The organism is uncultured Georgenia sp., from assembly GCF_937958535.1.
Taxonomy (GTDB): Bacteria; Actinomycetota; Actinomycetes; order Actinomycetales; family Actinomycetaceae; genus Oceanitalea.
The window spans coordinates 1-19387 of the sequence record NZ_CALGNQ010000062.1 but is presented as its reverse complement, the minus strand read 5'-3'; the positions used below and the strand labels follow the sequence as shown (position 1 = coordinate 19387).

At 74.2% G+C, this 19387-nt stretch carries 14 protein-coding genes; 5 read left to right on the top strand and 9 right to left on the bottom strand.

Annotated features, from left to right (window positions below; all coding sequences use genetic code 11):
- Positions 1 to 57: 57 nt before the first annotated feature.
- From Q0195_RS03845 to Q0195_RS03825, 5 genes are read right to left on the bottom strand one after another with little or no spacing between them, the layout of a single operon-like run.
- Positions 58 to 246 (bottom strand): hypothetical protein, encoded by a 189-nt coding sequence (locus Q0195_RS03845; protein ID WP_299274800.1) that lies wholly within the window; start codon positions 244 to 246, stop codon positions 58 to 60.
- Positions 243 to 2480: a 1,4-alpha-glucan branching protein GlgB gene (gene glgB / locus Q0195_RS03840; RefSeq protein ID WP_299274797.1), complete on the bottom strand. Its 2238-nt coding sequence runs from the start codon at positions 2478 to 2480 to the stop codon at positions 243 to 245. The genes Q0195_RS03845 and glgB overlap by 4 nt, the downstream gene beginning before the upstream one ends.
- Before the next feature lie 41 nt (positions 2481 to 2521).
- On the bottom strand, positions 2522 to 3919 hold the full coding sequence (locus tag Q0195_RS03835) for a phosphotransferase (RefSeq protein ID WP_299274794.1): 1398 nt from the start codon (positions 3917 to 3919) through the stop codon (positions 2522 to 2524).
- Positions 3919 to 5772 carry a maltose alpha-D-glucosyltransferase gene (treS, locus tag Q0195_RS03830; protein ID WP_299274806.1) on the bottom strand — a complete coding sequence of 618 codons (1854 nt, stop codon included), beginning with the start codon at positions 5770 to 5772 and terminating at the stop codon, positions 3919 to 3921. Before treS ends, Q0195_RS03835 begins: the two co-directional genes overlap by 1 nt.
- A gap of 50 nt (positions 5773 to 5822) precedes the next feature.
- On the bottom strand, positions 5823 to 7826 hold the full coding sequence (locus tag Q0195_RS03825; protein ID WP_299274803.1) for an alpha-1,4-glucan--maltose-1-phosphate maltosyltransferase: 2004 nt from the start codon (positions 7824 to 7826) through the stop codon (positions 5823 to 5825).
- 236 nt (positions 7827 to 8062) lie between these two features.
- Here Q0195_RS03825 and glgP point away from each other — a divergent pair, with 236 nt between their 5' ends.
- The gene (gene glgP, locus Q0195_RS03820) at positions 8063 to 10651 is read left to right on the top strand and encodes an alpha-glucan family phosphorylase (protein WP_299274792.1); all 2589 of its coding nucleotides are present in this window, start codon (positions 8063 to 8065) and stop codon (positions 10649 to 10651) included.
- A 75-nt stretch (positions 10652 to 10726) separates the two neighbouring features.
- Here the strand turns inward: glgP and Q0195_RS03815 are convergent, their stop codons facing one another.
- From Q0195_RS03815 to glgX, 3 genes are read right to left on the bottom strand one after another with little or no spacing between them, the layout of a single operon-like run.
- A complete protein-coding gene (locus Q0195_RS03815) occupies positions 10727 to 11149 on the bottom strand; it encodes an SRPBCC family protein (protein ID WP_299274789.1) in 423 nt (140 codons plus the stop codon).
- 18 nt (positions 11150 to 11167) lie between these two features.
- Positions 11168 to 11566 carry a hypothetical protein gene (locus Q0195_RS03810; protein ID WP_299274787.1) on the bottom strand — a complete coding sequence of 133 codons (399 nt, stop codon included), beginning with the start codon at positions 11564 to 11566 and terminating at the stop codon, positions 11168 to 11170.
- Positions 11567 to 11612: 46 nt separating this feature from the next.
- Entirely contained in the window at positions 11613 to 13922 is a 2310-nt protein-coding gene (gene glgX, locus Q0195_RS03805) for a glycogen debranching protein GlgX (RefSeq protein ID WP_299274784.1), read from the bottom strand.
- A 134-nt stretch (positions 13923 to 14056) separates the two neighbouring features.
- Between glgX and Q0195_RS03800 the strand changes: the two genes are divergently transcribed.
- Both Q0195_RS03800 and Q0195_RS03795 read left to right on the top strand, forming a co-directional pair.
- Positions 14057 to 14827: an electron transfer flavoprotein subunit beta/FixA family protein gene (locus Q0195_RS03800; protein WP_299274782.1), complete on the top strand. Its 771-nt coding sequence runs from the start codon at positions 14057 to 14059 to the stop codon at positions 14825 to 14827.
- Positions 14828 to 14882: 55 nt separating this feature from the next.
- A complete protein-coding gene (locus tag Q0195_RS03795; RefSeq protein WP_299274779.1) occupies positions 14883 to 15866 on the top strand; it encodes an electron transfer flavoprotein subunit alpha/FixB family protein in 984 nt (327 codons plus the stop codon).
- 181 nt (positions 15867 to 16047) lie between these two features.
- Here the strand turns inward: Q0195_RS03795 and Q0195_RS03790 are convergent, their stop codons facing one another.
- A complete protein-coding gene (locus Q0195_RS03790; RefSeq protein WP_299274776.1) occupies positions 16048 to 16992 on the bottom strand; it encodes an FKBP-type peptidyl-prolyl cis-trans isomerase in 945 nt (314 codons plus the stop codon).
- Between the two features lie 221 nt (positions 16993 to 17213).
- On the opposite strand from Q0195_RS03790, the gene Q0195_RS03785 reads away from it, so the two are divergent.
- Positions 17214 to 18368, top strand: a complete 1155-nt coding sequence (locus Q0195_RS03785; RefSeq protein ID WP_299274774.1) for a cysteine desulfurase family protein — start codon at positions 17214 to 17216, stop codon at positions 18366 to 18368.
- A 207-nt stretch (positions 18369 to 18575) separates the two neighbouring features.
- Positions 18576 to 19364 carry a hypothetical protein gene (locus Q0195_RS03780; protein ID WP_299274771.1) on the top strand — a complete coding sequence of 263 codons (789 nt, stop codon included), beginning with the start codon at positions 18576 to 18578 and terminating at the stop codon, positions 19362 to 19364.
- Positions 19365 to 19387 lie beyond the last annotated feature (23 nt).

Genomic DNA, 19387 nt, shown 5'->3' with positions numbered 1-19387 from the left:
CCCGGCACGCCCGCAGCGCGGCGGGGCAGGGCACGAGCCCCGGGCCCCAGCCGCTGCCTACCGGTCCGCCAGCAGGGCGGCGATGAGGACGAGGCAGGGCACGAGGACGACCAGGGCGAAGGCGACGAGCACGCCGCGGCCCCGGCCGTCGGGTGTGCGGACGATCCGCCGGTGCAGCGCGATGACGAGGACGGCGGCCACCGCCACGGCGCTCGCCGCGACCAGACCGACGTCGTCCAGGGTCACCGCGGGCCGGACTCCGGGGTGAGGAACAGCGCCCCCAGCGGCGGCACCCGCAGCCGGACCGAGGCCGGCCGGCCGTTCCACGGCAGCTCCTCGGCCACCACCCGGCCGAGGTTGCCCACACCCGAGCCGCCGTACTCCTCGGCGTCGGTGTTGAGCAGCTCGACCCATGCCCCGGCGTGGGGCAGCCCCACCCGGTAGCCCTCGTGGGGGACGCCGGCGAAGTTGACGATGCACGCGATCGGGCGGCCCTCACCGGACGGGTCGAGCCGCAAATAGCTGATGACGTTGTGGTCGCCGTCGCCGGCCTCGATCCACTGGAAGCCCTCGGGGGTGAAGTCCTGGGCGTACAGCGCGGGGTGGGCGCGGTAGATGTCGTTGAGCCGACGCACGAGGTCGGCGACCCCGGCGTGGGCGGGCTGGTCGAGCAGGTGCCAGTCCAGCCCGCGCGCCTCGGACCACTCCTCCTCCTGGGCGAACTCCCCGCCCATGAAGAGCAGCTGCTTGCCCGGGTGGGACCACTGGTAGGCGAGCAGTGCCCGCACGTTGGCCAGCTGCTGCCACCGGTCCCCGGGCATCTTGCGCAGCAGTGAGCCCTTGCCGTGGACGACCTCGTCGTGGCTCAGCGGCAGGACGAACTGCTCGGAGAAGGCGTAGACGAGGGAGAAGGTCAGCTCCCCGTGGTGGTAGCGCCGGTTGATCGGCTCCTCCGACAGGTAGCGGAGGGTGTCGTTCATCCAGCCCATGTTCCACTTCAGCCCGAAGCCGAGCCCGCCGTGCTCGGTAGGGGCGCTCACCCCGGGCCAGGCGGTGGACTCCTCGGCGATCATGACGACGCCGGGCACCCGCCGGTAGGCGGTGGCGTTGGTCTCCTGCAGGAAGCTGATCGCGTCGAGGTTCTCCCGCCCGCCGCGCTCGTTGGGCCGCCACTGGCCCGGCTGGCGGGAGTAGTCCAGGTAGAGCATCGAGGCGACGGCGTCCACCCGCAGCCCGTCGATGTGGAACTCCTCGAGCCAGTACAGCGCGTTCGCGACGAGGAAGTTACGCACCTCGCGCCGGCCGAAGTTGAAGACGAGGGTGCCCCAGTCGGGGTGCTCGCCGCGCAGCGGGTCGGGGTCCTCGTACAGCGGGGTGCCGTCGAAGCGGGCCAGCGCCCAGATGTCCTTGGGGAAGTGGGCCGGGACCCAGTCCATGATGACCCCGATACCGGCCTGGTGGAACCGGTCGACGAGGTAGCGGAAGTCGTCCGGGGTGCCCATCCGCGCCGTCGGCGCGTAGTAGGAGGTGACCTGGTAGCCCCAGGAGCCGCCGAAGGGGTGCTCGGCCACCGGCATGAACTCCACGTGGGTGAAACCGAGCCCGGCGACGTAGTCGACGAGGTCCACCGCCAGGTCGCGGTAGCTCAGTCCGGGCCGCCACGAGGGCAGGTGGACCTCGTAGATGCTCATCGGCCCCGAGTGGGGGTCGGTCTCGGCGCGGCGGGCCATCCACTCGTGGTCCTGCCACTCGTAGTGGGACTCGGTGACCACCGACGCCGTCGCCGGCGGGTGCTCGGTGGCACGCGCCATCGGGTCGGCCTTCTCGTGCCAGGAGCCGTCGCGGTGCTGGATCTCGAACTTGTACCGCGCGCCGGCGCCGACGCCGGGCACGAAGACCTCCCACACACCGGAGGACCCCAGCGAGCGCATCGCCGTGGAGCGGCCGTCCCAGGAGTTGAAGTCACCCTTGACCCGCACCGCGCGGGCGTTGGGCGCCCACACGGCGAAGGAGGTGCCGGTGACCTCCCCGAGCGGGGAGGGGTAGCGCCGCACGTGCGCGCCCAGCGCCCGCCACAGCTCCTCGTGGCGGCCCTCGCCGATGAGGTGGAGGTCGAGCTCGCCCAGGGTGGGCAGGAAGCGGTACGGGTCGTCGGTCAGCTGGGTCTCGCTGCCGTAGGTGACCTCGATGCGGTAGTCCGGCACCTGCGAGCCTGGCACCACGGTGACCCAGATGCCCTCGTGCTCGTGCGTGAAGGGACGACGCCCCTCCTCGGTGACGAGCGTGACGGCGTCGGCCAACGGGCGCAGGGTCCGGATCGTCACCCCGCCCTCGCCCACGTGGGGGCCGAGGACGTCGTGCGGCTGGTGGTGGAGGCCGACGGCGACCGCGTGGAGGACGTCGCTGTCGACGGGCAGGGCCGTCCCCGGGTCGGCTCCGCCGGCGTGCGGGCCGGAGCTGCGAGGGTCGAGGTCTGTCATGTTTCCCACTCTTCCATCAGGGTCGCGGTGTCGCGCGGGATTCAGGTCCCGGGGCCGGTGAGCAGACGGCGCACCCCGGCCACCGGGATGGGCAGCCAGTCGGGCCGGTTGCGCACCTCGTAGACCGCCTCGTAGAGCGCCTTGTCGAGCTCGAGGGCCGTGAGCAGCGCCGCGTCGGAACGCGGGTCGTGCCCGGCCTCGCGGGCGTACCCGTCGAGGAAGGCGGTGCGGGCCGCGGTCACCCACGCGGCGGGAACGTCGGCGCCGTGCTCGCGGTGGGCCGCGCCGGCGGCGTACTCCAGGGAGCGGAGCATCCCGGCGACGTCGCGCAGCGCGAGGTCGGGGGCGGTGCGCTCGGGCAGCGGGCGCAGCGGCTCTCCCTCGAAGTCGAGGAGCAGCCAGCCACGTCCCGGGGCGTCGATGACCTGGCCGAGGTGGAGGTCGCCGTGGATGCGCTGCAGCCGGGGCCAGCGGGACTCCTCGGCGCGGGCGTAGACGGCGGTGATCGCCTCCCGGTGCTGCTCCAGCTCGGGGACGGCGAGCAGCGCGGCCGCGGCCCGGTCGCGCCACGTCGCCCGCAGCGCGGCGCGCACCGGCTCGGTCGGCTCGTGGACCGGGAAGGCGGCGGCGAGGTCGCGGTGCACGGCGGCGACGGCCGCGCCCAGCTCGGACGCGCGGGCGCCCAGCGACGTGCCGGCGGCTGCGGCGCGCACCGCCACCCGCCACGCGTCCTCGACGCCGGGGAGGAACTCCTGGGCGAAGGCCAGGTGGGCGTGGCGGCGCTCACCGCCGGGCCCGGTCCACTCCCCGGACAGGTCCCCCAGCGGGGCGGGCACCCGGGTGCTGCCGGCGTCGGCCAGCGCCTCCTGGACGACGACGTCGGGGTTCGCGCCGTCGACCACCACCCGGAACACCTTGCAGATGACCGGGGGACCGTCGTCGCCCTCGAAGATCACCGAGGTGTTCGACTGCTCCCCGCGCAGCACCCGGACCCACTCCCCGCGGGTGTGGTGCTGCATCGCGCCCGGGCCCTTCGCCCGGTGGCCGGTGGCCCGTCCGCCCGCGCCGCCGGCGTCGGAGACCACGGTGTGCTCCCCGAGGATCGTGGTGAGCAGGGCGCGGGCGCCGACGGGGTCGTGGCAGCCGTCGTAGACCCACCGGGTGCCGAGCTCGGAGTGCTCCGTCCGCGCGACGAGGGCATGCTCCAGCCCCTCGACCGGTGCGCTGCGATAGGTGAGCGGCACCTGGTAGACGACCGGCTGCGGGCCGGAGTCGTCCTGCACCAGGTGGGTGTCGATGCCGACCTCACCCGCCGGGTCCGTGTACCGCAGCCCCCCGACGCGGCGCAGCCGGGGGGTGCTGCCCTTGGCGGTGTACCACCGCTGCCGGGCGACCCAACCGGGGAGGAACTCGGCGAACGGCGGGGTGAGCGTGGCCATCAGCCCTCCCGGGGCGGCGGGGCGGTCGAGCCGCCGGGGGGCTGCTCGGACTGCGGCGGGGTGCTCGCGGCCGGCTCGGGGCTCGCGGGCGGCAGCGCCGGGGCCTCCGGGGCGGCCGGTGCCTCGGCCGGCGTCACGGTCTGCGGCGCGGACCGGGCCGACGGCGCGCTCGGCTCGGGCGGGGTGCCGATCTGCAGCCAGAAGAAGTCCCGGGTGCCCAGCGTGATCGTCACGTGGCCGCGGGGGTCGACGTCGGGGAAGGTCGCCCCGCCGAAGATGTCGACGAGCGGGCGGCCGGCGTGCCGGGGCAGGTGGACGCGGGCCGAGCGCGGGGTGTTGGCCAGGTTCATCACGCACAGCACCGCCTCCTCCTCGTTCTGCCGGACGAAGGCGAGGACGGCGTCGTTGTCGGTCTCCATGATCTCGAAGGAGCCGGTACCGAACACCGGGTGGCCCTTGCGCACCTCGAGGATGCCGCGCACCCAGTGGAGCAGGGAGGTCGGGGTCGCGTACTGCGCCTCGACATTGACCGCCTGGTAGTGGTTGACGAGCGACTGGACGAGCGGCAGGTAGAGCTTGCCCGGGTCGGCGGTGGAGAAGCCGGCGTTGCGGTCCGGCGTCCACTGCATCGGGGTACGCACCGCGTCCCGGTCGGGGAGCCAGATGTTGTCCCCCATGCCGATCTCGTCGCCGTAGTAGAGGAACGGGCTGCCCGGCAGGGAGAGCAGGAGGGCGTGGGCGAGCTCGATCTCCTTGCGCGAGTTGCCCAGCAGCGGCGCCAGCCGGCGGCGGATCCCGACGTTGGCGCGCATCCGCGGGTCCTCGGCGTACCAGCCGTACATCGCGGCGCGCTCCTCGGTGGAGACCATCTCCAGGGTGAGCTCGTCGTGGTTGCGCAGGAAGGTGCCCCACTGTGCGCCGCGGGGGATCTCGGGGGTGTCGGCGAGGATGTCGATGATCGCGTGGGACCGCTGCTCGCGCAGCGCGTAGAAGATGCGCGGCATGACCGGGAAGTGGAAGCACATGTGGCACTCGGGCGCGTCCTCGGTGCCGTAGTACTCCACGACGTCCTGGGGCCACTGGTTCGCCTCGGCGAGGATGAGCGTGCCGGGGAACTCCCGGTCCACCATCGCCCGCAGGTCGCGGACGAACTCGTGGGTGCGGGGCAGGTTCTCGCAGTTCGTCCCCTCCTCCTCGTAGAGGTAGGGGATGGCGTCGAGCCGGAACCCGTCCACCCCCAGCCGGCACCAGAAGCGCACGACGTCGTGCATCGCCTCGACCACCGCCGGGTTCTCGAAGTTGAGGTCGGGTTGGTGGGAGAAGAACCGGTGCCAGTAGTACTGGCGGCGCACCGGGTCGAAGGTCCAGTTCGAGGTCTCGGTGTCGACGAAGATGATGCGGGCGTCGCCGTACTTGGTGTTGTCGTCGCTCCACACGTAGAAGTCGCCGTAGGGGCCGTCCGGCATCGACCGGGAGGCCTGGAACCACGGGTGCTGGTCGCTGGTGTGGTTGGCGACGATGTCGATGAGGATGCGCAGCCCGCGGGCGTGCGCCTCGTCGAGCAGCTCCTGGAAGTCCTCGATCGAGCCGTACTCGGGCGCGACGGCGGTGTAGTCCGAGACGTCGTAGCCGCCGTCGCGCAGCGGGGAGGGGTAGAACGGCGGGATCCACAGGCAGTCCACGCCCAGCCACTGGAGGTAGTCGAGCCGGTCGATGAGGCCGCGCAGATCCCCGATGCCCGAGCCGTCGGAGTCGCCGAAGGCGCGCAGCAGCACCTCGTAGAAGACGGCGGAGCGGTACCACTCGGGGTCCGGCGTGAGCCCGGGCCGCTCGCCGCTGCCGAGCGGGGGCACCGGGTCGGCGCGGGCGGCCAGCGCCTGCACCCGCAGCGGGTTGTGCGGGCTCACAGCGGCCTCACCGACAGGACGTGCGCGCAGTGGTGGTGGGGGTCGAGCCGGAAGTACGGCGTGCGGCCCCAGAAGTAGGTCTCCCCGGACAGCTCGTCGGTCACCGCCATGAGCGTGGTGCCCGGGTCGGTGCCCGGCGGCGGGTCGGGGATGCCGAGCGCGGCCAGGTCGAGGTCGATGGTGCCCTCGCGGGTGGTGAAGGGGTCGAGGTTGAGGACGACGACGACGGTGTCTGCCTGGCCGGTGGGGGACAGGTGGGCGGGCAGGTGCCGGGAGAAGCACACCGTGGCGTCGTCCGTCGTGGGGTGCACGGTCAGGCCGCGCAGCCGCTGCAGCGCAGGGTGGTGACGACGGATCCGGTTGAGCGCGGTGAGCAGCCGGGAGATGCCGATGTCCTCCGCACGGGCCCAGTCGCGCGGCTTGAACTCGTACTTCTCGTTGTCGATCTGCTCCTCGGCACCCGGCCGGGCGACGTTCTCCACCAGCTCGTAGCCGGAGTAGATCCCCCACGTCGGTGAGCCGGTGGCGGCCAGCACGGCGCGGATGGCGAAGGCGGCCACCCCGCCGGTCTGCATGTACGGGGTGAGGATGTCGTGCGTCGTCGGCCAGAAGCTCGGCCGCATGACGTGGGAGGTCTCGTTGGACACCTCCAGGAGGTAGTCGCTGACCTCCTCCTTGGTGTTGCGCCAGGTGAAGTAGGTGTAGGACTGGTGGAACCCGATGGCCGCCAGGGTGCGCATCATCGCCGGCCGGGTGAAGGCCTCGGACAGGAAGATGACCTCGGGGTGGTCGCGCCGCACGTCGGTGAGCAGCCGCTCCCAGAAGTCCAGCGGCTTGGTGTGCGGGTTGTCCACGCGGAAGGCGGTCACCCCGTGGTCGATCCACACCTGCAGGACGTCGCGCACCGCCCGGTAGATGCCCTCCGGGTCGTTGTCGAAGTTCAGCGGGTAGATGTCCTGGTACTTCTTCGGCGGGTTCTCCGCGTAGGCGATGGAGCCGTCGGCGCGGCGGGTGAACCACTCCGGGTGCTCGGTGACCCACGGGTGGTCCGGGGAGGCCTGCAGGGCGAGGTCGAGGGCCACCTCCATGCCCAGCTCCCGCGCCCGGGCGACGAAGGCGTCGAAGTCGGCGAAGGTGCCGAGCTCGGGGTGGATGGCGTCGTGGCCGCCCTCGGGGGAGCCGATGCCGTAGGGCGATCCCGGGTCGCCGGGCTGGGCGGTGAGCGTATTGTTGCGGCCCTTGCGGTTGGTGGTCCCGATCGGGTGGATCGGGGTGAGGTAGACGACGTCGAAGCCCATCGCGGCGATCGCCGGGAGCCGCTCGGCCGCCGTGCGCAGCGTGCCGGACACCCACGTGCCGCGCTCGACGTCGAAATAGGCCCCCTCGGAGCGGGGGAACATCTCGTACCACGAGCCGTACAGCGCCCGCGGCCGGTCGACCCGCAGCGGGTAGGTGGCGCTGCGGGTGACGTACTCGCGCACCGGGTGAGCGGCGAGGACCTCCTGGACCTCCGGGGAGGTGCCTGCCGCCAGCCGCGCCGGGGCGGGCCGGTCGGTGTCGCGCAGCGCCGTGACGGCGTCGGTCAGGACGGTGCGGGCGTCGGCCGGCAGCCCGGGACGGGCGGCGGCCCGCTCGAGCAGCAGCGCCCCCTCGGTGAGCATGAGCTCGACGTCGACCCCGGCGTCCACCTTGACCTGGGCGTCGTGCAGCCAGGTCCCGTACGGGTGGGACCAGCCCTCCACCCGGAAGGACCACTCGCCCTCGCGGTCGGGGACGAGCCAGCCCTCCATGTGGTCCAGGCCCGGGTCGACCGGGGTCATCGTCACCGAGCTGTGGTCGGTGCCGTCCGGGGCGACGAGGACGGCGGTGGCCGCGACGGCGTCGTGGCCCTCGCGGAAGACGGTGGCCCGGATCCGCACGGCCTCGCCGGTCACCGCCTTGGCGGGCCAGCGGCCGCCCTCGACGACGGGGGAGACCTCGATCACCGGGATCCGCCCGATCGGGGTCGGGGGAGCCGGTCGCGGGTCGGGGGCAGGGCCGGACGTCGGGCCGGCGACGGCGGCCGGCGGACGGGAGGAGGTGCTGCTCACGGGCACGAACCTATCGACGGGTCGCGCTGCGGTCGACCGCAGAGGACACTCGGGCGTGGGGTCGTCGGCGCGTCGGGTGCGGCCCGGCGGCACCCTGTTTGAAAACGCGCTGAAATTCTTACGGAAAGGGCGGTTAGACTGCCGCTGTGAGAGCCATCCGTCGATTCACCGTCCGTACGGTCCTGCCCGAGCCGCTCGCGCCGCTGGACACCCTCGCCCAGAACCTGCGCTTCTCGTGGCACGAGCCGACACGGGCGCTGTTCGAGTCCCTCGACCCCGAGCGCTGGCGGTCCCTCCACGGGGACCCCATCAAGCTGCTCGGCGCGCTCGGCAAGCAGCGACTGGACGAGCTCGCCCGTGACGAGGAGGTGGTCGCGCGGGTCCGGGAGCTGGACGCCGACCTGCGCGAGTACCTCGAGCAGCCGCGCTGGTACCAGTCCTTCGACGCACCGGACAAGCCGGACGCCATCGCCTACTTCTCCGCCGAGTTCGGCATCACCGCCGTGCTGCCGCAGTACTCCGGCGGGCTGGGCATCCTCGCCGGTGACCACCTGAAGTCCGCCTCGGACCTCGGCGTGCCCATCGTCGGCGTCGGCCTGCTCTACGGCGCCGGGTACTTCAAACAGTCCCTCACCCGCGACGGCTGGCAGCACGAGACCTACCCGCTGCTCGACCCGGACAACCTCCCCCTCACCCTGCTGCGCGAGCCCGACGGCACCCCCGCCCGGGTGAGCCTGGCGCTGCCCGGCGGGCAGCAGCTCCACGCGCAGGTGTGGCGCGCCGACGTCGGCCGCGTCCCCCTGCTCCTCCTGGACTCCAACGTCCCGGAGAACGACGACTCCACCCGCAAGGTCACCGACCGGCTCTACGGCGGCTCCCACGAGCACCGGCTCCGCCAGGAGCTGCTCCTCGGCATGGGCGGGGTGCGGGCGCTGCGCCTGTACTCCAGGCTCACCGGCGCTCCCGAGCCGCAGGTGTACCACGCCAACGAGGGCCACGCCGGGTTCCTCGCCGTCGAGCGCATCCGCGAGCTCGTCGCCGAGGAGGGGCTGAGCTTCGAGGCCGCGCTCGAGGCGGTACGGGCGGGCACCGTGTTCACCACCCACACCCCCGTCCCCGCCGGCATCGACCGTTTCTCCCAGGACCTCGTCCGCGAGTACTTCACCGGCTCCTCCGAGCTGCAGGGCGTCCCGGTGGACAAGGTCCTCGCCCTGGGCACCGAGGACTTCGAGGGAGGCGACCCCGCCGTCTTCAACATGGCGGTCCTCGGCCTGCGCGCCGCGCGCAAGGCCAACGGCGTCTCCCGCCTCCACGGCCACGTCTCGCGCGGGATGTTCCACCAGCTGTGGCCCGGCTTCGACGTCAGCGAGGTGCCCATCACCTCGATCACCAACGGCGTGCACGGCCCGACGTGGACCGACCCCGTCTTCGCCAGGACGGCCGAGGCACACCTCACCCCCGAGCAGATCGAGAGCGGGGAGGGCTGGCTGCTGCCCGCCGACGCCGGCGGCGTGCCCGACACCGAGCTGTGGCAGACCCGCCGCGCGCTGCGCGCCGAACTCGTCCGCGCCGCCCGCCGCCGGGTGCGCAAGTCCTGGCTGGACCGCGGCGCCTCCCCGGCCGAGCTCGGCTGGGTGGACGACGTCCTCGACCCCGACGTCCTGACCATCGGCTTCGCCCGCCGGGTGCCGACCTACAAGCGGCTGACCCTCATGCTCAGGGACCCCGAGCGGCTCAAGCGCCTGCTCACCGACCCCGAGCGGCCGATCCAGATCGTCGTCGCCGGCAAGTCCCACCCGGCGGATGAGCCCGGCATCGGGCTCATCCGCGAGCTCGTCTCCTTCGCCGACCAGGAGGACGTGCGCCACCGCATCGTCTTCCTGCCGAACTACGACATCGAGATGGCCCAGACCCTCATGCCGGGCTGCGACGTGTGGCTGAACAACCCGCTGCGCCCGCTCGAGGCCTCCGGGACCTCCGGCATGAAGTGCGCCCTCAACGGTGCCCTCAACCTCTCCATCCTCGACGGGTGGTGGGACGAGTGGTACGACGGCGAGAACGGCTGGGCGATCCCCACCGCCGACGGCGTCGAGGACCCCGAGCGGCGCGACCAGCTCGAGGCCGCGGCGCTCTACGAGCTGCTCGAGGAGACCGTCGTCCCGCGGTTCTACGACCGCGACGAGAACGGCATCCCGCGCCACTGGATGGGCATGATGCGCCACACCCTGGCCACCCTGGGGCCCAAGGTGCAGGCCACCCGGATGGTGCGCGACTACGTCGAGCAGCTCTACACCCCGGTCGCCGGCAGCTTCCGCGCCCTCAACGGCCCGGGCCACCCCCGGGCCGTGGAGCTGGCCGAGTGGAAGCAGCGGGTGCGCGCGGCGTGGCCCGCGGTGCGGGTCGACCACGTCGAGTCGACGAACGTCGCGGACGTCGTCAAGGTGGGTGACGTCGTCGGCGTCAGCGCCTACGTCTCGCTCGGGGAGCTCCGCCCCGAGGACGTCGAGGTGCAACTCGTCACCGGGCGCGTGGCGGAGGACGACACGCTCGTCGACATCGCCACCCGGCCCCTCGAGCTGAGCGACACCTACGAGGGTGGGCGCTACGGCTACCGCGGCGACGTCGAGCTCGAGTTCTCCGGCTCCTTCGGCTACTCGGTGCGCATCGTGCCGGTGCACGAGCTGCTCGCCGGCCCGACCGAGATGGGCCTGCTCACCGTCCCGCAGCAGCCCTGACCCTCCGGGCAGCGACCCGGGAAGGCTCCCGGCACCCCATCGGTGCCGGGAGCCTCCTGTCGTCCGGGGCGCCCGCTACGCGCCCCGACCGGTGGCGTGGGCGGCGAAGGCGGCGGCCTCCTGCTCCAGGTAGGACCGGGTGAGGCGGGAGTAGAGGAGCCGAGCGAGCCAGGCGGCCGGCCCGGACCACTCCAGGCCGAGGACGAGCCGGGTGCCGGTGCCCGTGGCGTGCAGCTCGTGGGACGCGGTGGTCCGCACCCCGCGCACCGTCGCCTCCCAGGTGAACCCCGCGGGCGGGTCCCACGCGGTGACGACGTACTCCGCCGTCGCCAGCCGTGGCTGGGCGACCCGGAAGCGGGTGCCGACGCCGATCGGCCCCGGCGGACCCGTGCGGGTCACGCTGTCCACGGTGGGCAGCAGCTCGTGCCACCGGTCGAGGTCACCGACGTACCTCCACAGCCGCTCGCGGTCGGCGGCGACCACACGCTCCAGCCGCATGGTGGGCTCCTTCCCTGGTCAGCTGTCCTGCGGGTCTGCGGGGGCCGTGCGCAGCGCGCGGTCCCCGAGCGGCTCGTCCAGCACGACGCTCACCCGGGAGACGACGAGCCGGGACGGGCACGCACTGCCGCTCGGCGGGGTGCGCTCGACGACCCGGGCGGTGAGGACGACGGCGCCGCGGCCCTCGTCGACCGCGAGCCCGAGCGGGTCCTGGCACGCGCCGTGGACCAGCTCGACGGTCACCACGCGTCCGTCGTCCGACACGGCGACGACCTCGCTCGGCACCGTCGTCACCTCCGCGGAGCCGGCGTAGACCGCCCACAGCCCCCACGCGACGAAGACGAGGACGACCGCGACGACGAGCCACAGGCTCGCCGCGCGCACGCGGTCCCGCGCCTCGCCCTCGAGCCGCTCCATGCCCCCATCATGCCAAGCCCGGCACGGACGGGCCGGGCGGCGAGGCTCAGCGGTGGGCGAGGTACGCGCGCAGCGACAGCGGCGCCATCGGCGTCGTCCCGCCCGCCGCGACGGTCTGCGCGGGCGTGCCGTCCTGCGGCGGGTGCTCCCACGCCGAGTCCCACACGAGGGTGTAGTCGGCACCGGCACCCTCCGGCAGGGTCACCGACTCCTCGGCGAGGGCGCCGTTGAGGACGAGCAGGAAGTCGGCGTCGCCCAGGCCGTGGCCGGAGCGGAGCATCTGCAGCACCCGCACACCCGAGTCGTGCCAGTCCTCCACCGTCATCGGGGCGGCGTCGCGCCGGTACCACGACAGGTCGGGGATGACGTCACCGTCGGCGACCTGCCCCGTGGCGAAGAAGTCCGGGCGCACGACGGGGTGCTCCCGCCGCAGCCGCAGGAGGTACTGCACCGTCGCGCGCAGCTCCTCCTGCCACGGGGCGGTCTCCCAGTCGACCCAGGAGATCGGGTTGTCCTGGCAGTAGGCGTTGTTGTTCCCCAGCTGCGTGCGGCCGATCTCGTCACCCGCGGTGATCATCGGGGTGCCCACCGAGAGCAGCAGGGTGCCGAGGAGGTTGCGCGCCGAACGGCGGCGGGCGGTGAGGATCTCCGCGCCGCGCGGGTGGGGCTCGGGCACCCACCCGACGGCCGCCGCGCCGTCACCCGGCCCGCCCCGGGGGTCTCGCGGCTCGCCGGGCGGGACGGTGACCGGACCCTCGACGCCGTGGTTCCACGAGCGGTTGTCGTCGGTGCCGTCCCGGTTGTCCTCGCCGTTGGCGAGGTTGTGCTTGTGGTTGAAGGTGACGAGGTCGGCGAGGGTGAAGCCGTCGTGCGCCGTCACGTAGTTGATGCTCGCCAGCGGCCCGCGGCCGCCCGGCACCGGGCCGTGGGCGAACAGGTCGGCCGAGCCGGCCAGCCGGGTGGCCAGGTCGCGCAGGTCCTGGCCGGTGCCGCCCGCTACACCGGTGGCGGGGTCGCTGAGCCAGAAGGTGCGCACCGCGTTGCGGAAGCGGTCGTTCCAGTCCGCGAACGGCGGCGGGAACTCCCCGGTGCGCCAGCCGCCGGGGCCGACGTCCCACGGCTCGGTGATGAGCTTGACCTCGGAGAGCACGGGGTCGGTGGCCACCGCGACGAGGAAGGGGTGGTTGGGGCTGAACTCCGACCCGTTGCGGCCCAGGGTGGTGGCGAGGTCGAAACGGAATCCGTCCACCCCGACGTAGCGCACCCAGTAGCGCAGCGAGTCCAGCGCCAGCTGCACCACCCGCAGGCGGCGGAAGTCCAGGGAGTTGCCGGTGCCCGTGACGTCGGCGAGGTGGGCCGGGCGCAGGCCGTCGTGGAGGTAGTACTCGGTGTTGTCCAGGCCGCGCCACGACAGGGTGGGTCCGCCGTCGCCGCCCTCGCAGGTGTGGTTGTAGACGACGTCGAGGATGACCTCGAGACCGGCCTCGTGGAGCAGCTGGACCATGCCGCGGACCTCGTCCAGGACGGCGGCCGGGCCCTGCTCCTGCGCACTGCGGGTGGCGTAGCGCGGCTCCGGGGCGAAGAAGCCCAGGGTGTTGTACCCCCAGTAGTTCGTCAGCCCCTTGTCGATGAGGAAGGGCTCGTCGTTGGCGGCGTGGATGGGCAGCAGCTCCACCGCGGTGACGCCCAGGGAGCGCAGGTGGGCGATGGTCGCCGGGTGGGCCAGCCCCGCGTAGGTGCCGCGCAGGTGCTCGGGGACGCCCGGCAGCTGCTTGGTCAGGCCACGCACGTGGGCCTCGTAGATCACCGTCCGCTCCCACGGCGTGTGCGGACGGGAGCTGTCCGGCACCGGCAGGACCTCGTCGAGGACGACGCCGTGGGGTACGTGTCCGGCGGAGTCCAGGTCGCTGCGGTGCCAGCCGGCGACGGGCGCGAGGTCCTCGTCGACGATGTGCCCGTAGACCTCCGGGGCGTGGCGGAACGCTCCGGTGATGCCCCGGGCGTAGGGGTCGAGGAGGAGCTTGGCGGGGTTGTGCCGCAGGCCGGAGGCCGGGTCCCAGCGGCCGTGCACGCGCAGCCCGTAGCGCTGCCCGGCCGCCACGTCCGGCACGTGGCCCTGCCACACGCCGTGGCGCCCGCGGTGCAACGCGTAGCGCCGCTCGGCGAAGCCGGTGGGGGAGGAGGGGTCCTCGTCGAGCAGGCACAGGTCGACCGCGGCGGCGTGGGAGGCGACCACGGCGACGTCGACCCCGCCGTCCCGCAGGTGCGCCCCGAGCCGGAGGGGACGCCCGTCGACCCGCTGCGCCGTCTCACGGAGGCGGGTCGTCGCACGAAGGGATGAGGCGGTCCTACTCATGGTGGGGGTCATCTTCTCATCCCGGACGACACCCGGTGGCGGCTCCGCGCGTGACCTTTTGCGCCTCACAAAATCCTAATGTGCCCGCCGCCACTGGTTTCGGCACGCGCGGAGGAAGGTGGCAGGCTTGGGACATGAGGATCGTCGTGTGCGTCAAGCATGTCCCCGATGTCCAGTCCGACCGCGCCCTGGGCGAGGACGGTCGCACGATACGCGGTCTGGACGACGTCCTCAACGAGCTCGACGAGAACGCGGTGGAGGCCGCGGTGAGCCTGGTCGAGCAGCACGGCGGGGAGGTCGTGGCGCTCACCATGGGCCCGGACGACGCCGAGGACGCCGTGCGCCGGGCGCTGCAGATGGGCGCCGACCGCGGGGTGCACGTCAGCGACGACACGCTGGCCGGTGCGGACGTCGTGGCGACCGCGACGGTCCTGGCCGCGGCCGTGCGCACCGTCCAGGCGGACGGACCGGTGGACCTCGTCGTCACCGGGATGGCGGCGCTGGACGGCCTGACCTCGATGCTCCCCACCGCGCTCGCCGCCGAGCTCGACCTGCCGCAGCTGACCCTGGCCACCGAGCTCACGGTCACCGCAGGACGAGTGCGGGTGCGGCGCGAGATCGGTGACGCCGCCGAGGTGCTCGAGGCGCCCCTGCCGGCCCTGGTGTCGGTCACCGACCAGGCCAACGAGCCGCGCTACCCCGCCTTCAAGGCGATCCGGGCGGCCCGGAAGAAGCCGGTGGACACCCTGACGCTCGCCGACCTCGGCCTCGCCGCGCCGGCGGCGGCTACCGCCGTCCTGTCCGCCGAGCCGCGCCCCGCCCGGGAGCAGGGACGCATCGTCACCGACTCCGGCGACGGCGGCGAGCGGCTGGCGCAGTTCCTCATCGAGTCCCAGCTCGTCTGACGTCCCGCCGACACTCGCCTGACGTCCCTCCCGACCCAGACCCAGGAAAGGCACCATGACCCACGCACCCGTGCTCGTCGTCGTCGACCACCAGGACGGTCTGCCCACCGGGCCTGCCACCGAGGTGCTCACCGCGGCACGCGGCCTCGGCGGCCCGGTCGCTGCCGTGTGGCTCGGCGCCGCCGCCCCCGGTGACGCCGCCCGGGCCGAGCTCGGCCGCTTCGGGGTGGGCACCGTCCACGTACCGGAGCTCGACGGCCTGGCCCCGCAGCTCGCGCCGGTGGCGACCGAGGCGGTCGCGGCGGTGGTGGCCCACTCCGCGCCGCGGGCCGTGCTGCTCGTGTCGACCTACGCCGGCAAGGAGCTGGCGGCCGGCCTGGCGGTCGCCCTCGGCTCCGGCGCCGTCGTGGACGCCGACGGCGTGGAGCGGCGGGCGGACGGCACGCTCGCCGCGGGCAAGACCGTGTTCGGCGCCTCCTGGCAGACGGTGTGCACCGTGACCCGGGGGACCCCGGTGGTGGCCCTGCGGCCCACCGCCGTGGCCGCGGAGCCGGCGGCGCAGGCGACCGACCCGGACGTCGTGACGGTGCCGGTGACGTTCAGCGAGCGGGCCCGCGCGGTGACCGTGGTGGAGCGCACCGAGCACCCGCGCAGTGGCCGGGTGCCGCTGACCGAGGCGCAGACCGTCGTCGTCGGCGGGCGCGGCACCGAGGGCGACTTCACCGCCGTCGAGGAGCTCGCCGAGCTGCTCGGCGGGGCGGTGGGCGCGACCCGTGACGTCACCGACGAGGGATGGCGCGAGCACTCCGAGCAGGTCGGCCAGACCGGCGTGACCGTCGCGCCGCGGCTCTACATCGGCGTCGGCGTCTCCGGAGCGGTGCACCACACGGTGGGGATGCAGGCCTCCCAGACGATCGTCGCGGTCAACACCGACCCCGAGGCCCCGATCTTCGAGATCGCCGACTTCGGCGTCGTCGGGGACGCGGCCGAGGTGCTGCCGCAGGCGATCGAGGCCATCCGCCGCCACCGCGGCGCCTGAGTCACGCGGGGCCGAGTCACGCGGTGGCCCGAGTCGCGCGGCGCCTGAGTCGTGGCGGGGCCCGCGTCGCGTGGCGCCTGAGCGGCGGGGCGTGAGTTGCGCAGGGGCGAGTGGCCCGTGCCGGCACTGCGCCGCCTACGCCGGGGCCCGCCCGGAGCAGGCGGGCCGTGGGCCCGGCGCCTCAGCCGGCGTAGAGGATGTCGACGACGAAGACCAGCGTCGAGCCGCCCGGGATCGGGCCGACCTCCTCCTCGCCGTACCCGAGGTCCGGCGGGATGACGAAGAGCACCTGGCTGCCCACGGTGTGGCCGACGATGCCGGTGTCCCAGCCCTGGATCAGCTCCCCGGCGCCCACCTCGAAGCTCAGCGGCACGCCGGTGGTCCACGAGGAGTCGAACTGGGTGCCGTCCCACAGCCAGCCGCTGTACTGGGCGAACACCTGGTCGCCCTCCTCAACGGCCTTGCCCTCGCCCTCGATGGTGGCGGCCGTGACGAGCTCGGTCGGCGCCTCGCCGTCGACCGGCTCGATGCTCGGCTCGCCGTTCTCCGCGCGGGTCACCGTGGGCAGCCCCTCCGGGGTCTCGACCTCCGTGCCCTCGGCACGGGAGGACACCGCCTCGCGCACCTCGATCGCCATGATCGCGGCCGGGCCCTGGGTGGGGCTGGCGAAGAGCACCCGGGCGCCGACCTGCTGCCCCACGAGGACGTCGTTGAGCGCCTCGACGGTGACGTCGTCGTCGATGATCAGCGGCTGCATGCCCGCCCCGTAGGTCGAGTCGAGCACCTCGCCGTTCTCACCGTTGACCTGGATGAAGTCGATGAGGAGGAGCTGGCCCTCCTCGAGGGTCGCACCGTCGCCGGGGACCGCGACCGCCGCGGCGTGGCCGCCGACGTTGAGCGGCTGCTCGAACGTCAGCCTCGGCTCGGCCCCGGGCTCGCCTTCGACGGTGATGCCCTCGAGCGCGGCCACGTCCTCCGGCGCGTTCCCGGTCGGCTGCTCCGCGGCGTCCGTCGCAGACTCGGTCGCCGTGTCGGTCGGCTCGGGGTCGCCGTCGTCCGAGCAGCCGGCGAGGAACAGGACGGCGGCCAGCGCGGTGGCAGCGGTGGCGGTGACGGATCGGCGCACAGGGAAAGCCCTTCGGGTGGTCTGACGTGACGCTGCCGCGTCACGCCGCCCAAGCCTAAGCGGTCGGCGGCCCGGATTGCACCGGTCCGCCCCGACCGTCCCGAGGAGCGGGCGGTCGGCCGGTACGCGGGTCCGTCCGGACGGTCGCGGGGGCGGGCACGGCCGGCGGGTGCGGGCCTGGCCGGACCGTCCCGAGGGGCGGGCGCGCCTACACTCGGGCCATGCACTACCTCGACCATGCGGCCACGACGTCGGTCCGGCCCGAGGTCGCCGAGGTCTACGCCGCGGAGCTCACCCGTGGGGGCAACCCCTCCTCGCTGCACACCGCCGGGCGGGACGCCCGCCGCCGCCTCGAGGAGGCCCGCGAGGAGCTGGCCGCCGCGCTCGACGCCGAGCCCGCCGAGGTGCTGTTCACCTCCGGTGGCACGGAGGCCGACAACCTCGCCGTCAAGGGCGCCGTCTACGCCCACCCCTCCGCCCGGCCCCGCGTGCTCGTCAGCGCGATCGAGCACCACGCGGTGCTCGACGCCGCGACCTGGCTGGGCGAGCGCGGTCTGGCGGACGTCACCCTGCTCCCGGTGCGACAGGACGGTGTGCTCGACCTGGACGCCGCCCGCGCCGCGCTCGCCGACGGCGAGCGGCCGGCCCTGGTCTCGGTCATGTGGGCGAACAACGAGACCGGCGTGGTCCAGCCGGTCACCGAGCTCGTCGCCGCGGCAGGCGGGGCGCCGGTGCACTCCGACGCGGTCCAGGCCGTGGCCCACGTGCCCGTGAGCTTCTCCGGCAGCGGCCTGGCGGCGATGACGGTCACCGGGCACAAGCTCGGCGGGCCGGTCGGCACCGGGGCGCTGCTCGCGCGACGCGACCTGGCGCTGGCCCCCGTGCACCACGGCGGCGGCCAGGAGCGCGGCGTGCGCTCCGGGACCCTCGACGTCGCCGGCGCCCGGGCGCTGGCCCGGGCGGTGAGCCTGGCCGTCGCCGACCGGGAGGCCGAGGCGCGGCGGCTGGCCGCCCTGCGCGACCGGCTCGTCGCCGGGGTCATCGCCGCCGTGCCGGGCGTCCGGCTCACCGGGGCCGACGCCCCGCGGCTGCCGCACATCGCCCACCTCACGGTGGAGGGCGCGGACGCCGACTCCCTCCTCCTCGGCCTCGACCTCGCCGGGGTCAACGCCTCGGCCGGGTCCGCGTGCCAGGCGGGGGTGCAGGAGGCCTCCTTCGTCCTCCTCGCCATGGGCTACCCCCACGACCTCGCCCGCTCCGCGCTGCGCTTCTCCCTCGGGCGGACGACGACGCAGGCCGACGTCGACGCCGTGCTCGCGGCCCTGCCCGAGGTCGTCGAGCGCTCCCGCGCCGCCAACGCCACCCGCGCCCGGTAGCCGCCCGCCACCCCCTCCGGTCTCTCTCCCGCCTCCTGCAGGCCCGCCGGCCTGCCCGACTCCCGGGACCCCACCGGCCCGTCCGGCTCCCGCGGCCCCGCCGGCCTGTCCGACTCCCGGGGCCCCGCCGGCTCCTCCGGCTCCCGGGGCCCGGCCTGCCGCCCTGTTCCGCCTCCCGTGGGCCGCCGCGCTGGGAGAATGCGCGGCATGCCTCCGCGCGTGACGCTGCTCCTCGGCAAGCCGCCGAAGCCCGGGACGCTGCTCGCCGACGTCGCCGCCGGGCTGACCGCGCACGGCTGCGCGGTCACCGTGCGGCTGCCGCACGAGGAACGGGTGGACCCGGCCGAGCTCGACGCCGCCGACCTCCTCGTCCACCGCGGGCTGCGCAGCGAGGTCGCTCCCCTCCTCGCCGGCGTGCACCACCGGGGCGTGGACCTGTGCAACCCGTGGCCGGGCGACCGGCTGCTGCGCGACCGGCGGCTGTGGCAGGCGGCACTCGCCGCCGCCCACGTCCCGCTGCCACCCGCCGTCACGGTCGAGCGGTGGCCGGAGGTGGTCGCCCGCGCCGCGGTCGAGCCGGTGGTGGCCAAAGCGTTCGCCGGGCCGGGCCGCGGCACCCAGGTCGTCACGGGCGACGACCGCACGCTGCCCGGTGAGGCGCCCTTCCCCGGGCCCTACCTCGTCGAGCGACGGCTGCGCACCGACGGGACGGACCGCAAGCTCTACCTCGTCGGGGAGGAGGTGCGCGGGCTGCTCAAGCCCTCCACCCTCGCGGGCCCGCACACGACCTCCGGCACCCCCTTCGCCCCGGACGCCGTCCAGGTGGCGCTCGCCCGGCGGGTGCAGCGCGCGCTGGGAGTGCACGTGCTGGGCCTCGACCTGCTCGCCACCCCCTCCGGGCCGGTGGTGGTCGACGTCAACGGTTTCCCCGGGTTGCGCGGGGTGGCCGGCGCGGCCGACCTCGTCACCGCTCATCTCCTCGGTCACCTGCGCTGACCGGGCCGGGCGGGCCGCGGCTC

Bases quoted from the DNA above. Each gene is read 5' to 3' on its own strand.
- Q0195_RS03815 (WP_299274789.1), bottom strand. From the start codon at position 11,149: ATGCGGCTGGAGCGTGTGGTCGCCGCCGACCGCGAGCGGCTGTGGAGG.
- Q0195_RS03835 (WP_299274794.1), bottom strand. From the start codon at position 3,919: ATGGCCACGCTCACCCCGCCGTTCGCCGAGTTCCTCCCCGGTTGGGTC.
- Q0195_RS03795 (WP_299274779.1), top strand. From the start codon at position 14,883: ATGACCCACGCACCCGTGCTCGTCGTCGTCGACCACCAGGACGGTCTG.
- Q0195_RS03810 (WP_299274787.1), bottom strand. From the start codon at position 11,566: ATGGAGCGGCTCGAGGGCGAGGCGCGGGACCGCGTGCGCGCGGCGAGC.
- glgX (WP_299274784.1), bottom strand. From the start codon at position 13,922: ATGAGTAGGACCGCCTCATCCCTTCGTGCGACGACCCGCCTCCGTGAG.
- Q0195_RS03785 (WP_299274774.1), top strand. From the start codon at position 17,214: ATGCACTACCTCGACCATGCGGCCACGACGTCGGTCCGGCCCGAGGTC.
- glgB (WP_299274797.1), bottom strand. From the start codon at position 2,480: ATGACAGACCTCGACCCTCGCAGCTCCGGCCCGCACGCCGGCGGAGCC.
- Q0195_RS03800 (WP_299274782.1), top strand. From the start codon at position 14,057: ATGAGGATCGTCGTGTGCGTCAAGCATGTCCCCGATGTCCAGTCCGAC.
- Q0195_RS03780 (WP_299274771.1), top strand. From the start codon at position 18,576: ATGCCTCCGCGCGTGACGCTGCTCCTCGGCAAGCCGCCGAAGCCCGGG.